Annotated in this window: 11 protein-coding genes; 7 read left to right on the plus strand and 4 right to left on the minus strand. The window is 47.3% G+C overall.

Translation table 11 applies throughout. The features are described 5' to 3' along the window. Positions 1-177 precede the first annotated feature (177 nt). The 3 genes from H6570_03915 (at position 178) to H6570_03925 (ending at position 3343) form a co-directional block, all read left to right on the plus strand. Entirely contained in the window at positions 178-480 is a 303-nt protein-coding gene (locus H6570_03915; protein ID MCB9318403.1) for a T9SS type A sorting domain-containing protein, read from the plus strand. 144 nt (positions 481-624) lie between these two features. Further along, positions 625-1875 (plus strand): T9SS type A sorting domain-containing protein, encoded by a 1251-nt coding sequence (locus tag H6570_03920; GenBank protein ID MCB9318404.1) that lies wholly within the window; start codon positions 625-627, stop codon positions 1873-1875. Between the two features lie 571 nt (positions 1876-2446). Next, positions 2447-3343 (plus strand): T9SS type A sorting domain-containing protein, encoded by an 897-nt coding sequence (locus tag H6570_03925; protein MCB9318405.1) that lies wholly within the window; start codon positions 2447-2449, stop codon positions 3341-3343. A gap of 67 nt (positions 3344-3410) precedes the next feature. Here H6570_03925 and H6570_03930 read toward each other — a convergent pair whose 3' ends face one another. From H6570_03930 to H6570_03940, 3 genes are all read right to left on the minus strand, one after another. After that, positions 3411-6179 carry a bifunctional YncE family protein/alkaline phosphatase family protein gene (locus tag H6570_03930; GenBank protein ID MCB9318406.1) on the minus strand — a complete coding sequence of 923 codons (2769 nt, stop codon included), beginning with the start codon at positions 6177-6179 and terminating at the stop codon, positions 3411-3413. Between the two features lie 105 nt (positions 6180-6284). Beyond that, positions 6285-7091: a 1-acyl-sn-glycerol-3-phosphate acyltransferase gene (locus tag H6570_03935; protein MCB9318407.1), complete on the minus strand. Its 807-nt coding sequence runs from the start codon at positions 7089-7091 to the stop codon at positions 6285-6287. Between the two features lie 238 nt (positions 7092-7329). Continuing rightward, on the minus strand, positions 7330-7851 hold the full coding sequence (locus H6570_03940; GenBank protein ID MCB9318408.1) for a 1-acyl-sn-glycerol-3-phosphate acyltransferase: 522 nt from the start codon (positions 7849-7851) through the stop codon (positions 7330-7332). A 266-nt stretch (positions 7852-8117) separates the two neighbouring features. Here H6570_03940 and H6570_03945 point away from each other — a divergent pair, with 266 nt between their 5' ends. Next, on the plus strand, positions 8118-8624 hold the full coding sequence (locus tag H6570_03945; GenBank protein ID MCB9318409.1) for an MOSC domain-containing protein: 507 nt from the start codon (positions 8118-8120) through the stop codon (positions 8622-8624). 110 nt (positions 8625-8734) lie between these two features. Continuing rightward, the gene (locus H6570_03950) at positions 8735-9067 is read left to right on the plus strand and encodes a VOC family protein (GenBank protein MCB9318410.1); all 333 of its coding nucleotides are present in this window, start codon (positions 8735-8737) and stop codon (positions 9065-9067) included. A 176-nt stretch (positions 9068-9243) separates the two neighbouring features. On the opposite strand, the gene H6570_03955 is transcribed toward H6570_03950, so the two are convergent. Next, complete coding sequence (locus H6570_03955; GenBank protein ID MCB9318411.1) at positions 9244-10431, minus strand: hypothetical protein; 1188 nt, start codon at positions 10429-10431, stop codon at positions 9244-9246. 327 nt (positions 10432-10758) lie between these two features. On the opposite strand from H6570_03955, the gene H6570_03960 reads away from it, so the two are divergent. After that, positions 10759-13239 carry an ABC transporter permease gene (locus H6570_03960; GenBank protein MCB9318412.1) on the plus strand — a complete coding sequence of 827 codons (2481 nt, stop codon included), beginning with the start codon at positions 10759-10761 and terminating at the stop codon, positions 13237-13239. 123 nt (positions 13240-13362) lie between these two features. Continuing rightward, entirely contained in the window at positions 13363-16212 is a 2850-nt protein-coding gene (locus H6570_03965) for a DUF5110 domain-containing protein (protein MCB9318413.1), read from the plus strand.

Below are 16212 nucleotides of genomic sequence, written 5' to 3' on the forward strand. Positions count from 1 at the left end.
GAATGAGGCGGAACGGAGAAATCTCCGGTCATTACTGTGAGTTATAATGGTCCTCGGACGTTTCTATCACTTGTTTAGATTCAGCATGGCGATATAAGGTATAATTCCATCATTATGTTTACATTGTAATCTGCTCAACCCGGAACGGCCGGATTGTATTATTACCGGCTCAAACAAATGGACATCGATGGGCAGTTTGAATATTCACCCATCCGGCAGGTTCGTCTGCTACCGGCGGTGAGAGAAATTTCTGTTCGCAATACACTGGTCCGGGACCTGTTAACCATTGACGTGGGCAAGGAGATAGAGGATTTACAGCTAAGTGTATTCGATCTGGCGGGACGAAAAATGAATGCCTGGAGGGTTCCGCATGGTATTACCGAAAAAGTCCTGGATCTTAGTGAATTATCCGCTGGAACTTACGTGCTCCAGGCCCAGGGTGGATCCTTTAACGGAGTCTGGAAAATCATTAAGATTTGAGGGCAACGCCATCAAGATGGATAATCTTATTTAGTTTAAATCAAGTTGTATCCATTATTTACGTAATACATTATAGATTTCAGGCATATTGTTATGCATGGTAGGTGAATTTGCATTATCTTCAATGCAAGAATCTCCTGAATTATGCATAGAATCGTTTCACTCTTTGTAGCAATACTATTCTCCACGTGGATATTAGCACAGCCTGCTGATTCAACGTATTCCACACCAGGAAGTTATGTATACACCATTCCGACCGGTTATACAGCTACCCTACAGATTGACGTCTGGGGTGGAGGTGGAAGCGGAGGCCGTCAGACCGGTGGTGGCAAAGGCGGCGGCGGCGGTAGCGCGTTTGCAAGTTCTACAATTGTTTTAGGGGCTGGAACGTACAATCTTATGGTTGGAGCTGGTGGTATAGCTGGAGAAGATGGTCAGTCTTCCGATTTCAATAGCATGGTTGTAGCTGTTGGGGGTAAAACCACGAAAGATGAAATTGGTGGTTTAGGCGGTGCTGCTACCGACTGTGTTGGACAAATTAAATATTCCGGAGGACATGGAGGGAATGGCATTCAAGACGGAGGCGGTGGCGGTGGCGGCGAAGCTGCCGGGCCAGAGGGTGATGGTGCTAATGGTAGTAACCAAATGACAGGTTTTGGAGGAGATGGTGGTGCCGGAGCTACTTCCGGAGGAGATGGTGGTAACGGTGGTTATCGCATTGATTTTGCAATCGCAGAAGATGGCTATGCTCCTGGAGGAGGAGGTGGTGGTAAACATGGCCCACATCAAGCTAATTATGTCGGCGTTGGTGGAGACGGCATGATCGTAGTAACTGTAATCGACTATGCCCTTCCTATTTCCCTTCTATCCTTTGAAGGATATGCCCAAAGTCATTCCATCCAGCTGAAGTGGAGCACCGCTACGGAAGTCAACAATGATTTCATGGCCATCGAGCGCAGTGTTGATGGATTGCATTTTGATGAAATCGGACGGGTGAATGGCCAGGGCACAACCTATGAAGCACATCAATACCAGTATCTGGATGCAAAACCCATTTCCGGACTGAACTATTACCGGCTGCGTCAGGTCGATATCGATGGCGTGCCTACCTATCATAAGATCATCTCAATCCAGATGAATGATGTGGCACAATCTGGTACACTGGTCGTGTATCCCAATCCGGTTCAGGACCGCTTGCATCTTCAATGGCAGGCCAGTAATGCGCCTTCGGATATTAAAGTGTTTGATTTGAACGGCAAAGAATTGCTGCGTAATCGCATGCCGGAAGGGTCGACGGAATATCAGTTATCGGTAAGTAATCTGCCGGCAGGAATCTATGTATTACAGGCGATCCGTGCCAGTTCAACTGAAGTGACCCGGTTCCAGAAGCTCTAAATATTTAAGGTATTCATTGCTTGAAAGTAGTTTGGTATAAGCCAGTAAATTAACCACTTAAAGCAAGACGATATCCACTTTTGTCAAGAAGTCAACTTCTGTCTTCGGCGTTAAAGTTGCAATGGTCTGTTGCAATATGAATCTATTTTGGTATATATTAGTACCTAGTAATCTGATTTGTATTTTTTCACGCACTAGGAACATTGACTTGCTAACCCCATAGGTCCCTGTTTCGCCCAAATAACAAGCGACCATGCAACGTTTATTTTTACTCTCTCTGGCCATATGCCTGACAACCTTGATAAGGGCTCAACCAATGAGTCAAATCTTTAACTCAAGTGGAACTTGGACTGTACCAGTTGGATATTCGGCTATCGTTACTGTACAAGTTTGGGGAGCAGGTGGTGGAGGTGGTAATAGTAACCATGCAGGCGGTGGTGGTGGTGGTGCATATGTTAATCGTGGAACAATGACAGTTCCTAGTGGTACTTATAATGTTACCGTTGGTGTAGGAGGAGGCCCAGAAGTTAATGGCACCAACAGCAGTATTACTTTAAATACTTCAACTGGAATGGTAACATTAACAGCAGGAGGAGGACTAGCAGCAATTGGGTCCACTGGAGGATCAGGAGGTACCCCGATTGCAGGTACTAATCTACATTCTGGAGGTAGCGGTGCAAATGGAACCGGAATTATAGGTGGAGGTGGAGGTGGCTCAGCAACTTCCATTTCAAATGGAGGTAATGCAACTGGCTCAACTGGAGGTACAGGAGAAGGAAATGGTGGAAATGGAGGGACCGTGAATAATCAAGGTGGCCAATCGGGAGTTGCACCTGGAGGTGGGGGAGGAGGTAAGGCAAATGGAACCGGAATCTCAGGATCTGGAGCTGCAGGCAGAATAATTATCACTGTCGATCAGGCTCTTCCCATCTCACTTTTATCTTTTTCAGGCGAAGCACAGGGACATCACATCAATCTATCCTGGAGTACCGCCACAGAGATCAACAACGACTACATGGCTGTAGAGCGCAGCGCGGATGGCATCAATTTCAGTGAGATAGGTCGCGTAAATGGTGCAGGAACTAGCTATGATGTGCATCGCTATCACTTCACCGATGCAGCTCCCGTCAATGGATTGAACTATTACCGGTTGCGACAGGTCGACATCGATGGTGTCGGTAGCTACCATAAAATCATTTCCGTTGAAATGGATGCATTACGGCCTGGTATCCAGGTGAAAGCCTATCCGAACCCCACCAGTGATTTCCTGTCCCTGAGTTGGGATAGCCATGCTGAACCGACCCTGATCCGGGTCTTCGATATGACTGGAAAGGAACAAATGCACCGGGTGACTGCAGCTGGATTGACACAGTATTCTTTACCGGTTTCACAACTATCCAATGGAACCTATGTACTGCAGGTACAACATGGAAATATCAATGAAGTGATTCGCTTCCAGAAATACTAAATGATTTACAAGACGTAACTGAAATGCAAAAGGCCTTTTCTGTGAAGGCCTTCTGCATTTTAAGATATCACTGGTTTTGTCTCCAGGCCGGATCTTCCTTGGCATCCTCCAGGAAATCATCAACGTCATCCAGTTCCGGTGATTCTTTGACGGCGCGCCAGTCAAAATGTTCGTCAAAAGGATCCAGAGCCTTTTGAGGATCAAATACCCGTACATCCACCGGTAGCGCTTCATAAGGCGTGTAGTCCGGATTCCCGGTGAAAAAATCTGCCAGGTCCGTGGAGCCGGCATCGTATTGGTTCAGATAGGGCAGGCCAAGAATATTCCAGAAAGTCTTGAAAATACTGCCGAAACTCACGTGGGTATGACCGGTATACTGGCGCTTGATATATGGGGAGATTAACATCAGTACGCTGCGATGAGCATCAATATGATCCACTCCGTTCTGACTGTCATCTTCCGTGATCACGATCAGCATGTTTTTCCAGTACGGAGTTTGAGTGAGGAATTCTACCGTACGACCAACTGCGAGGTCATTGTCCGACATATAACTCTCCCGGTAAGGATAACCAGCTTCAGGACGCTCTCCAGCTCCGTGATCGTTAGGAATGATCAGTGTAACGAATGAAGGCATGGTGTCCGAACCATCGACCCACATCCGGTTAAACTCACTTTTGAACTGATCAACCCGGAATTGATCTGGTATGGCCATATTGTAGGATGGAAAAACGCGACTGGTGCGGTCGTACAGACCCTGAGGTAATGGATAGTTGATGATGTGCCGGATGCCCTGGTATTTGAAGTCGGGACTATAAATGCCCGGTTCAAACATGATACTGAATCCAAAATTGTAGAAGGATACTTCATTCCGTAATAAATGATCCCACATCGAACCAGCCTCATTGTAGTCTTCCGGATAGATGGCTCCGGCAGCACCATTCATTGCGAAGATGCCAGGTGCTTTTGAACCGGATTTAAAGCTCCGGTTTCCGCCATAGGAAGCAGAGGTACAGGTTTCGGTCCATTCATTCGGATAGGTATTCACCAGCCACCGGTGGCCATCAGCAGAATGATCAGAATCTACATAAAAATTATCGGCAAAGGCATAAGCTCTGGCCAGTTGCAGGTGATTGGGCATAACTGTGGCATCATGCACCGTGTCCTCTTTCTCCCGGTTGGTGAAGCTGACCCCGGCCCCGTACCTGGCCAGAGATGGATCGCCGGTTGCCCTTTTGATCTGGCCGAATATCTCATCGTAGGTGCGGTTTTCTTTAGATATAAACACGATGTGCCGGATAGGTGACGATTTTTCGCCCGGATACAAGGGGATTGGATTATCCTTTCTACCGGCAAATTGCGAGTCATTGGATTGCATGAATGACCAGTTGTTTGAAACGACTTCAGCTGTCATGGATTTCAGCGTCGTTTCATCCGGGATCGCTACCATTTGAACGTTGCCCTTCATTAAATTGCCAACATAGGTGCCCTCTGGACCGGAAGTGAAATGCTCACCTCCATTGGGGCCTGCACCAAATCCTTTGGCATTGGCGATGATGAGATGGCTATTGTCTGCACTCACTTTTAATTTGGATGGGAACCAGGCTGTTGGGATATGGCCCAATACTTCCAGAGTAGCAACATCAATGACTGCAATGGCATTGATACCACTTTCTGCCACGTACAGCCTTTTTTGGTCGGGGGATAATGCCAGTCCGAAGGGAATGACTCCCCGGAAAGATGAAAGCCTGGAGTCCGGTTTAAGGTAGATGGTTTTAACCACGGTGTCGGAAGCGGGCGATAACACCGAAATGTTATCGTTATTACCATTTGATACGAATACATAATCATTGGTTGCAACCAGGGAGTTCGGGCTGGAACCTCCTACGGCAGGGATATCTTCAATCAATGCTCCAACACGATTACCAGTTTTCGTCTTTTGGATTACTACGGGAGCGGCTGGGTTTTGGACATCTACGGTGAATACAGAAAAAGATTCTGCAACATTCGGGTCGCCCAGGCCGGGCACCCACACACTATCCTTCGTATAATATCCTTTCAGCGATTCCTCACTCAGGTATTCGTAGGGAGGAAACTCCCAGGCGGTCGAATCGACATTTGAAGGATCAATCCCGGGCAGTAGATTGTATTGATACATACCCACATTGGCGACGTAAGCTTTTAAACCATCGCTGGATAAACAGATTCCAAATGGATAGCGACCGACCGGAACTTCACCGATGACCTTCTTATCCTTCGTATCCAGGATGACCATGCGAAAACCGATTTGATCCACAATGTATAGCGTATTGCCATCTGCTGAAAGTACCAAATCTCCGAGGTAACCATCTTTCGTTTGTTCCGAAGTCATACATGAGATGCTATCCATTTTTTGGCCTGTTTCCAGGTCGAATAGATAGACCAAATTGGTCTGTCCGCCGGAAACATAGACGTATTTGGACGCCGGATCGATGGCCAGGCCCATGAAAACAGATGCCAGTACACCCCGGTCCGTGTTAGCTCCTTCAGGAATTTGGGACACCCGGGGGTGGTCCGTGAACGGATCCTTAATAATTGTGATCGAAAGAGGGGTGGTTCCGGAATTGGCCGTGACGGCGAAACGATTGTCCGGGCTAAGGACCAGTCCATAGGGATGTGGAGCAGTCTCTATCCAGGATCCTGCTGGCCGCACGATGCGACCATTGGGGAGAATTGCCTCTCCGGACATCTCCTTATGGGTGAATTCATCACCGGCAGGTGCCTGGATTATCCATACCGGAGAGCGCTGTGTACAGGACTGAAGCAAGATGATTAGGAGCACAAATGGTACGAGTCGCATCTTTTTTTTCCAAAAAAACAAAACTGGCCGCATAATTCCTGGGATCTTATATTAGGTTATTGTAATGATTTACAGTATGAAGGGGAAGCATTGAATTTTCCACCCTCATTTTAAAGGTGTTGAGGTAGCCGGACGGATGATTGAGGTTTGCCTGCCCTTCCAGTTTGGTCCATCCCAGGCCGATCGCATGACATCAATTTGTCCATCGATCCAGGATTGTGATTTTTCCAGGAGCGTGCGGTAGTTGCCCGACCGGATTACCGGACCATACCTAAGTTCTACGATACTGACGGGTTTGCCAAAATGCCGAATGAAATGCAGGATGAAATTGCAGCTGTGATCCCAGTTATCGTTGCGGTCTTCATATTCCATGGCTACTGGTTGGACAGGAAAATGATTTTCTGCAGCCACTTCAAAAGAACCTTTTTTGAAGAGTTGAGTAGGATATCGGTTACTGGTTTTGCCTTCCGGATAGATCAGCACATTGAAACCTTTGCGCAACGCCTCCGCGATAGCGATTCTCGTCCTGGCCCGGCTTGCGGTGCTTGAGCGGTCAACAAAAACAATTCCTGTTGCCCAGGCACCTTGTCCGATGATGGGCCATCGTCCGAACTCGACTTTCGCTACCGGAAAGAGTAAGGCATCCGCGAGATTGATCAATGGGTCGATCGAAGAGCGGTGATTCACAACCACCAGGTGGCCATGCTCAGGTGGCGTTCCTACGCGTTTCAACTGGATGCCGCCGATTCTCATCATATGCTTAGCCCACACCTCTTTGCGAAAACGCATACCTTCTTCTACATTACCTGAAAATATATTTTTAATCAGAACCCAGATCAGATAGAATAAGGTAAGTCCAAACAAACCAAACAGGCGGAGGATAGCACGGAGAGGATACAAAATTTGTTTCATGATTAACCTACATCATGCTATAGAAACCGTTGCGAGGTGCATTTATGGAACCTGCCTGTCTACCGGCAGGTAGGAACAAGCGTTTCGCTCAGGAGTCATCACATGAAGTTAATAACTATTGTACCCTATTCAAAGGATTCTGGCATTAAGATAGGGTGGATATCGCAAGTATTATTTCCGGAGTGATTTCAAAATCAAGGACCTGGTTAATGTCGATTTGTGAAACGGACACAAGACCTCAACCGGGAGTTTCCGTCCGCTCCAAATGACCATCCATCCAGGACTTGACTTGATCCATTCCCTGCATCGCATCCTTTACCAGGATTTGTTGCCCAATTTTCAGGTTTACCCGGATGCTGGGTTTACCAAAGGTGGTTACAAAATGACGGTGCATGGACCCACTTTCCCAGGCGACATCGTGATCGAGATACTCTATCAACAAAGGAAGGACCGGTATGTCCTGCTCAAGGGCCACTTCAAATGATCCTTTGCGAAATGGCCTGGTTAACTGCTCGCCACCGGTAGTTCCTTCAGGAAAAATCAGGATAGAATATCCCCTCTGAAACCATTTTCCAATGGCTTCCCGGGTTTGCCGGCGGCTATTCGGATCGGTACGATGCAGGAAGATAATTCCGGTGGCTTCTGCAGCTCTGCCCAGGACAGGATATCGGGCAATTTCAGCTTTCGCTACCGGGATGCAGGTATAGTGCGCCAGAATGACAACCGGATCCATCATCGACCGGTGATTGCATTCAACCATCACAGGGTTTTGAGGCCAAAAACCTTCCCAGGATACGCTGATTTTTAGAATGCGTAAGGCCAGCCGGCACCACCGTTGACGAATCCTCAGCGCATGGCTGAGATCGTCCCCGCTCCATAGTCTCCTCAATAATATTACCGAGAGGTATACACCCATTGTAATCAGGACAAGTGCCATCCGGCTGTATGCTCTTATTCCTTCCAATTCCTGCGCCTTACTTTGAACCTAATAAAGTTAAAAATCTCTTTCGATAACTATCTTTGGATATGAACATGCAGGAATTACTGGCCTCATATCCACATCATGGAAGTGTCAAATGGATCGGAATCCGACCCGGATTCCGGGAGGCGGTGCAGGAATTGGAAGCAGCAGAGATTACTGCTACACAGGGCCTGGAGGGGGATCATTATCATGGCCGCAGTAAAAAGCGCCAGGTAACGCTACTCCAATGGGAGCATTTGCCGGCGATAGCCGGATTGATGCAGACAGACCGGATCGATCCTTCTTTGCTCAGGCGAAATCTGGTGGTGGCAGGAATCAATGTCCAGAGCCTGATGTACAGCCGCTTTCGAATTGGTGAAGTGATCCTGGAAGGCACCGGCCCATGCCATCCCTGCTCCCGCATGGAAGAGAACCTTGGTCCGGGCGGTTATCAGGCCATGCGTGGTCATGGAGGAATAACCTGTAAGGTGATCCGTCCGGGAATGATCCACCGGGGCGATGAAGTTGTTTGGTTGGAAAATCCGCATCCGCCATCCAAAAATTCCGACTGAATCTACATTTTGATGGTTGAGACGTTATACTAGTACTACCGGTTAACATCATCGTTTTGGTCACCTCCCGGAATAGGGAAGGATACTTGTATTTGCCAAAACGAAATCCAATGCATACTTCATCGTATGAAATCCGGGTTAATCACCTGGACGAAGCAGAAAAGTTCTATCGTTTCATCCTGCAGGTTAAAGGAAAAAGACAGAAAGGTAAACGGTACTTTTTTAAACTCCCGGATCTTGAGATTTACCTCTCTGAAAGGAAAGAAAGGGCCACTGCGAAGATCAACCCGGAAATCACCATAGCCGTAAATCATCTGGAGTATTATTATGCGCGATACCGGGCACTCGATCCACGCCTGGTTCTTCGAGGCATGTATGAGACACCGGGGCAATTTACCACGCTGGACCCGTTTGGTAACCGGTTGGTTTGGGTTCAATTGTAATCAGGTATCTGATTTATGTACTAGTAGTAGTTCCTCATTTTTTTGGGATTTTGAGGCGAATTGGCTATGATAATTTGGTCATGGAGTTAAGTGGATGTTTCGATAATAAAAAGCAGTCCTTGTTATTCATTTCAATGACCGGATAATTTCACTTTTTTAGTAAGAACAGCTTTGTCCTACTTGTACCCAGCATATTGATTGGCATTAAATTCGAAACGCTCATACGCTGATTCATCAGGAGGACCTGGTGTAACCTGGATATAAGGTTTGTCTGCCATAGTCATGATGACAGATGCAAAAGTGTATCCTTTTCCATTCTGAAGATTGGTGCGACACACCGGATTATTGTTAAAATCGCGGGAGCGCAATGTTGCCATGATGGTCGATTCAGACACGTCCTTATTTTTACTTATTCGTTGTTCCACGGCTTTGAAGCGGTAATAACTGTTGTCTTGCACCTGCTTGGTTCCCTTCGGACCGGAAGGTTTAAATGCAGCGAACCAGGGTTTAACATCGTCATTGGCCAGCGGATGGTTGGTGTGATAAACCGATCCGTTTTCGTTCACCGGATTGAAACGGGTGACCTGATTTGCAGAGGCTTCAAAATCAAAAACTTCACCTTTTATGCCGATGATGTAATTCTGTCCGGACGCATGTGGGACGGTTTGGATAAATTGTAAAAGATCTTCTTTGTCGGTGGACCGGATGATGCGGCGGATGATAAAAGCCACCGGTAATCCCGTTGAGGAAGCTTGCAGTTGCATGAGGGTGTTGACGCATACACCAATGCCCTGTTCATTTAAGCCATTTAAAGCAATCAAACCAGGATGGGTCAGGATAAGCTGTTCTGGTTGATCGCCTGATTTCTCAATGCGCATCATCACCTGAAATCCGTCTGTATAATTTTCCAGATCCATATTCTGGGAGATATATCCTGGACGGCTACCCGTTGCCGGTACACCAATCCCGCTGCAATGATGATTGTTCAGATTGTTGACATATACCCAAAATTCATCCAGCAGGTTCAGGACCATAATATCATTAAAGGCTTGTCCGGAGCCATCAGCTATTCCGCGGATTTCCTGATACAGGTCCGGAGTCCATTTTCTAATGGCATCATCAAAGTGGGCATATTCAAAAAAATCTTTTAATACGGCATCAGCGTCTTTTTCCAATGCAGTGGAAGTGTTCTTTTTCCACGCTGCAATAATTCCGGCAATTTCTGTCTTTAGTGTTTTACCATGTTGGACACCCAATTCGTAGCCTTCTCCCGTAAAGGTTACGGTTTTCAAATTTCTGTCCGTTGGCTGAGCAAATGAATATATGCCTGTAAATAGTAAAAGGTGTACAATGATACTTTTCATGGTATGGAGGTTATTCCTTCAAGTTAAGGTATTAAAGGTATTATTTCAAAGAAGGAAGAATCCATGGATTAAATGTAGGTGGTATTGCAAGACAAAGAAAAGTGACATTCTAAAGATGAGACTGCAGTCAGCCAGGAAACTGGAAAGTTTTAGGACAGGTTGGGAAACAAATCGCTGTTTCATAACATCAAGTGTGTACAGAACATTGCTTGCTACGATTTTGATGGATGTAGTTATTTTTAAATAATTGTGTGAGCGCAGTACGGATGTGAAATGCATGCTGGGTTCACAATCGATACTTTTCATTCCTGACTAAATGACTTATTCATGACTAAACGGTATTTCCTCTCAGCCATACGTAACCTATGGCGAAGAAAAGGTATTGCCCTGCTCAATGTGTTTGGACTGACCCTGGGTATTACGGTATTTCTCCTGATAACCCAGTATGTTCGGTTTGAGACCAGTTACGACCAATATTATCCGGATAAGGACAGGATTTATCGTATTGGTTTGGAACAGTACCAAAACGGAGAATTAGTCCAGGCGAGTGCAGAAAATTATCCTGCCCTGGGTCCGGCTTTACTGAAAGACTTTCCAGAAGTGGAATCGTATGCCCGTATGTATAACCTGGGCGCCAAGAATAACATTGTTGTCACTTACGAAGACGGTCTTAACAAAATTGCCTTCAAACAGAAACGCTTCTTGTATGCCAGTGAGACATTTTTGGATCTCTTCGGCTATCAAATGGTAACCGGAGATGCACACTCTGCTCTCCTGGAGCCTTTTAAGGCCGTCCTCTCGGAAAGTACCGCAAAAAAATACTTCGGGACCAGCAACCCGGTAGGTAAATACCTGCGCATGCAGGATGATGATTTCAATAATGAGCTGTACGAAGTGACCGGTGTAGTCAGGGATGTTCCGGCTAATTCCCATCTGAAATTTGATATCCTGGTTTCTTACAGCACTTTGTTCAGCCGCTACCAGGGATCAGCAAGAGCAAGAGTCCGGTTCGATGAAAGCTGGCAGCGCAAAGACATGTACACCTATATAAAGCTTCGGAATGGTGCAGATGCGCAAGCAATGACCTCGAAGTTGCCGGATTTGGTTGCCAGGTCAATTCCTGACCTTCAGGCCCAGAACCGGGAAGAGCAAATGGTGGTGCAGCCGGTAACAGCCATCCATTTGACGTCTTCGCTTAATAATGAACCTGAGCTTAACGGTAATGGGAGGACCGTATCTTTTCTTGGGTTGATTGCTCTGTTTGTCCTGATCATCGCTTACATCAACTACATTAATATTTCAACCGCAAGATCCGTAGAAAGAGCGAATGAGGTAGGGGTCCGCAAAGTATTGGGTGCAAACCAACGGCAGTTGTGGACCCAATTTTTGACCGAATCATTCCTGGTTAACGCCTTTGCTCTTTGTATAGCTGTAGGCGTATATGCATTGTTTTTCAAATCGTTCAGCAGGATGGTAACGAATCTTGCGGATGAACAGTTTGGAGGATTTGCACTATGGTACCAGGGATATTTTGTATGGCTGCTATTGGGATTGTTATTGGGTGGCACCTTGTTATCCGGGCTGTATCCTGCATTTGTGCTTTCTCAGTTTAAGCCCATACGCATACTGGGAAAATCAATGGAGTCCGGCCGGCGTGGTAACCTGTTGCGTAAGGGGCTGGTACTCTTTCAGTTTGCTGTTTGTATTGCGCTGATCGTCGGTACGATGATCGTATACGGGCAGATGAAATTCATGCTCAACCAGGATCTTGGATTCAATGGAAGTCAGATAGTCGTCGTAGAACAGCCGGGCGTGTCTGCTAACTTTGAGACCAGGATGCAGAAAATTAAGAATTTCAAGACGGAGATAGCCCGCAATACAGGGGTCTCCGACGTGATGAGCACCCTGGTTATTCCCGGCAGAAAGATGCGGTGGAAAGTCAATGTACGCCGTTATCAGGATGAACCGGAAATGGCCCATGCCTTCAATTACAACTTAATAGATGCACATTTCATCGATGGCTTTAATATGCAAATGCTGGCTGGACGTAATTTCTCAGAGGACATTGCCACGGATGCCGATACCGCCTGCATCATAACCCAACTGGCCAGTCAATTACTGGGCTACCAGGATCCGGATGATGCCATTGGTCAAACCATCACTTCAGATGACCTGGGCACAAGCAGGATCATCGTCGGCGTGGTGAATGATTATCATCAGGAGTCATTGCGTAGCGAGGTGCAACCCACCTTGTTCTTACTGGATGATTACGCCGAATATTATCTGATGCGGATTCAGGCAGGCAACCTGCAGCAAACCATAGGGTATATAGAGACGGAGTGGACCAAACGATTCCCCGGAAGTCCCTTCCAGTATTTTTTTCTGGATGATTATTTCAATGCGCAATACCAAAATGAACTGAGGTTCCAGAAGTTGTCTTTCATTTTTGCATTTTTGGCTATCCTGGTAGCGTGCCTGGGGTTGTTTGGGTTGTCTGCATTTATGGCTCAGCAACGTGTGAAAGAAATCAGTGTCCGGAAAGTGTTGGGTGCTGGTGTCGGGCAACTGATCCTTATGCTAACAGCGGATTTTGCCAAAATTATTCTCGTAGCAAATATTCTGGCCTGGCCGGTCATCGGATGGCTCATGTACCAGTGGTTGCAGGGATTTTCACTGCGGATACCACTGCATTTCTGGTATTTTCTGGTTGCAGGATTTATCGTGATGCTTCTCGGAGCCCTGACCGTGTTCTTTCATGCCTGGCGGGCGGCAAATTCCAATCCCGCAGAAATATTGGCGGGCGAATAGAGATATTCTGATCAGTCACCTGAAACTCACAGCAATGCATTCCCTCACGTGTGGAGGGGTATGTTGTCCTTGAATTTTAATACCTTGATTTCTGAAATTATTGAAAGGTAAAATGATTTCAGGATGAAAGGACTTAAACTGTTTTTACTGGTTAGCACTTCCGCCTGTACAACTCTGGTTACGGCTCAGGATCATGTGCAACGGATCGACCACGGTGTACGTATCGAATTTGAAAACGCATCATCCGATGCCCCTGAATGGCTGCAAATTCAGGCGGTGACTGACCAGGTCATCCGGGTAACCGCTGGTAAAAAAGGAGTTTCTGTATCCGAGCATCAGGATCTCATTGTACTGCCTGGTGTCCCCGCAGCTGTAAAATGGGATATCCAGGAGTCGGCAGAAAAGGTCATCCTTAAAACCGATTCGCTGCAAGCCGAATACAACCGGGGGACAAAACAGTTGCGCTTTCTGGATAATCATGGCGGGGAACTGTTACGTGAAGCCGATGGCAATGCACGAAGTTTACACGCCGTGGATATCGAAGGAGTGCCCTACCAGGCGATCTCTCAAAGTTTCCATCAAACGGAAGGCGAGGCATTTTATGGCATGGGGCAGCACCAGGCTGGATGGACCAATTATGCCGGAACTCAGGTTGAATTGGCTCAGAATAATACCGAAGTAGCGGTACCTTTTTTGATCTCCTCCCGGCACTACGGGATCTTGTGGGACAACTATTCGACCACACGGTTTCTCGATGTCCGGGACTTTCAATCCCTCACTTCCTTAAAATTGTTCGATAAAAATAGCCAGGAAGGTTGGTTGACAGCCACCTATATCAATAAAAACACCAATGAACCCTTTGTGGTAAAACCGGAATCGGTCATTGATTACGATTTTCTGCCCGATATGCGATATTTTCCGTCGGAAGCGCCGATGGGACAAAGTAAAGTCACCTGGGAAGGATCGTTGGAGTCACCCCATACCGGCACACATTTGTTTCAATTTAAGTATGCCGGCTATGTCAAACTCTGGATCGACGGAAAGTTATTGGTGGACCGCTGGCGCCAGGCCTGGAACCCGGCTACCTTAATCCTCAAAGTTGATCTTGATAAAGGTAAACGTACGCCGGTGCGAATCGAATGGGACCCGGATGGGGGAGAATCCTACCTGACGATGCGCTGGCTACCACCCACTCCGGATGCGCATGCTTATGATATCGCTTCGGAGGCAGGATCTATCTTATCCTATTATTTTATTGCGGGTTCGAATCCGGACCAGATTATCCACCAGTACCGGAAGATCAGCGGCAAGGCGCCCATCATGCCCCTTTGGGCGTATGGGTTTTGGCAAAGCCGCGAAAGGTATAAGACCCAGGCGGAACTGATGAATACGGTTCGAACTTTCCGCGACCGCAAAATACCGCTCGACAACATTGTCCAGGACTGGTCCTACTGGAAACAGGATGAATGGGGAAGTCAGGAATTTGATGAAAGCCGTTTTCCGGATCCGGACGGGATGATCGATAGCCTGCATTCGATTTACCACGCTCATTTTATGATTTCCGTATGGCCCAAATTTTACGAAGGCATTCCGGCTTACGATGCTTTCAACAAAAAGCACTGGTTGTATCCCCGCAATATTGCCAAACAGACTCGGGACTGGATAGCCCAGGGTTATACCTCGACATTTTACGATGCTTTCAACGCCGAGGCCAGGGATGGATTCTGGCAGTTGTTACGGACTGAATTATTTGAGAAGGGCATTGATGCCTGGTGGCTGGATGCGACGGAGCCGGATATTCACAGCAATGCTACCATGGAAGAACGGAAACGGTTGATGTCGCCCACCGCCCTTGGTCCTGGTGGCGCTTATTTTAATGCTTACCCGATCATGAATGCCCGGGGTATCTATGAGGGACAACGCAGGGACAGCCCCGGACAACGGGTATTTATTCTTACCCGGTCAGCCTTTGCCGGTCAGCAACGTTACGCCGCTGCGACCTGGAGTGGAGATATTGCATCCCGTTGGCATGACTTTAAAGATCAGATACCAGCCGGAATTAATTTTTCATTATCCGGCATTCCATATTGGACCATGGATATCGGTGGCTTTGCTGTTGAACGCAGGAACGAACATGCACAAGGCGAGGCGCTGGAAGAATGGAGGGAAATGAATGCACGCTGGTATCAGTTCGGCGCCTTTTGCCCACTGTTTCGCTCGCATGGCCAATATCCCTTCCGGGAAATTTATAACCTGGCGCCGGAGGATCACCCGGCTTATCAGGCCATGCTGGGATATGCGAAATTGCGTTACCGGCTGATGCCTTATATCTATTCGGTCGGAGCCAGGGTATATCTGGAGGATTACACCATGATGCGTGGATTGATCATGGACTTTGGCAATGATCCGAAGGTGCAGGACATCGGCGATGAATACTTGTTCGGTCCCGGTATCCTGGTGAACCCGGTGACCGATTATCGAGCACGGAAACGATCAGTGTATATGCCTGCGGGAACAAACTGGTTTGATTTTTATACCGGAGAATTCATCACAGGCGGTCAATCCCGGATGATGGATGCCCCCCTGGATCATATGCCTTTACTGGTCCGCAGTGGTTCTATCATTCCGGCTGGTCCGGCCATGGAATACACCACCCAGCATCCCCAGGATACGTTGTATATCCATGTTTATACCGGGGATGATGCCCACTTCGACCTGTACGCCGATGATGGCACCTCCTATGCCTACGAACAAGGGGCTTATTCCATTATTCCAATGGACTATACAGAGTCATCCGGATCCTTGATTGTCGGAGATAAAACAGGTGGATTTACCGGTGATTTGACCGACCGGTATCTCAGGATCATTTGGATCACCCCGCAGCATGGGAGTGGATTCATGCAACTACCTAAAGGCAGGGCGAAACGGTACCGCGGGAAGGCTATCACGTTCCAACGACCGAAAAACTATTGA

It is taken from the genome of Lewinellaceae bacterium (assembly GCA_020636135.1).
Taxonomy (GTDB): Bacteria; Bacteroidota; Bacteroidia; order Chitinophagales; family Saprospiraceae; genus JAGQXC01.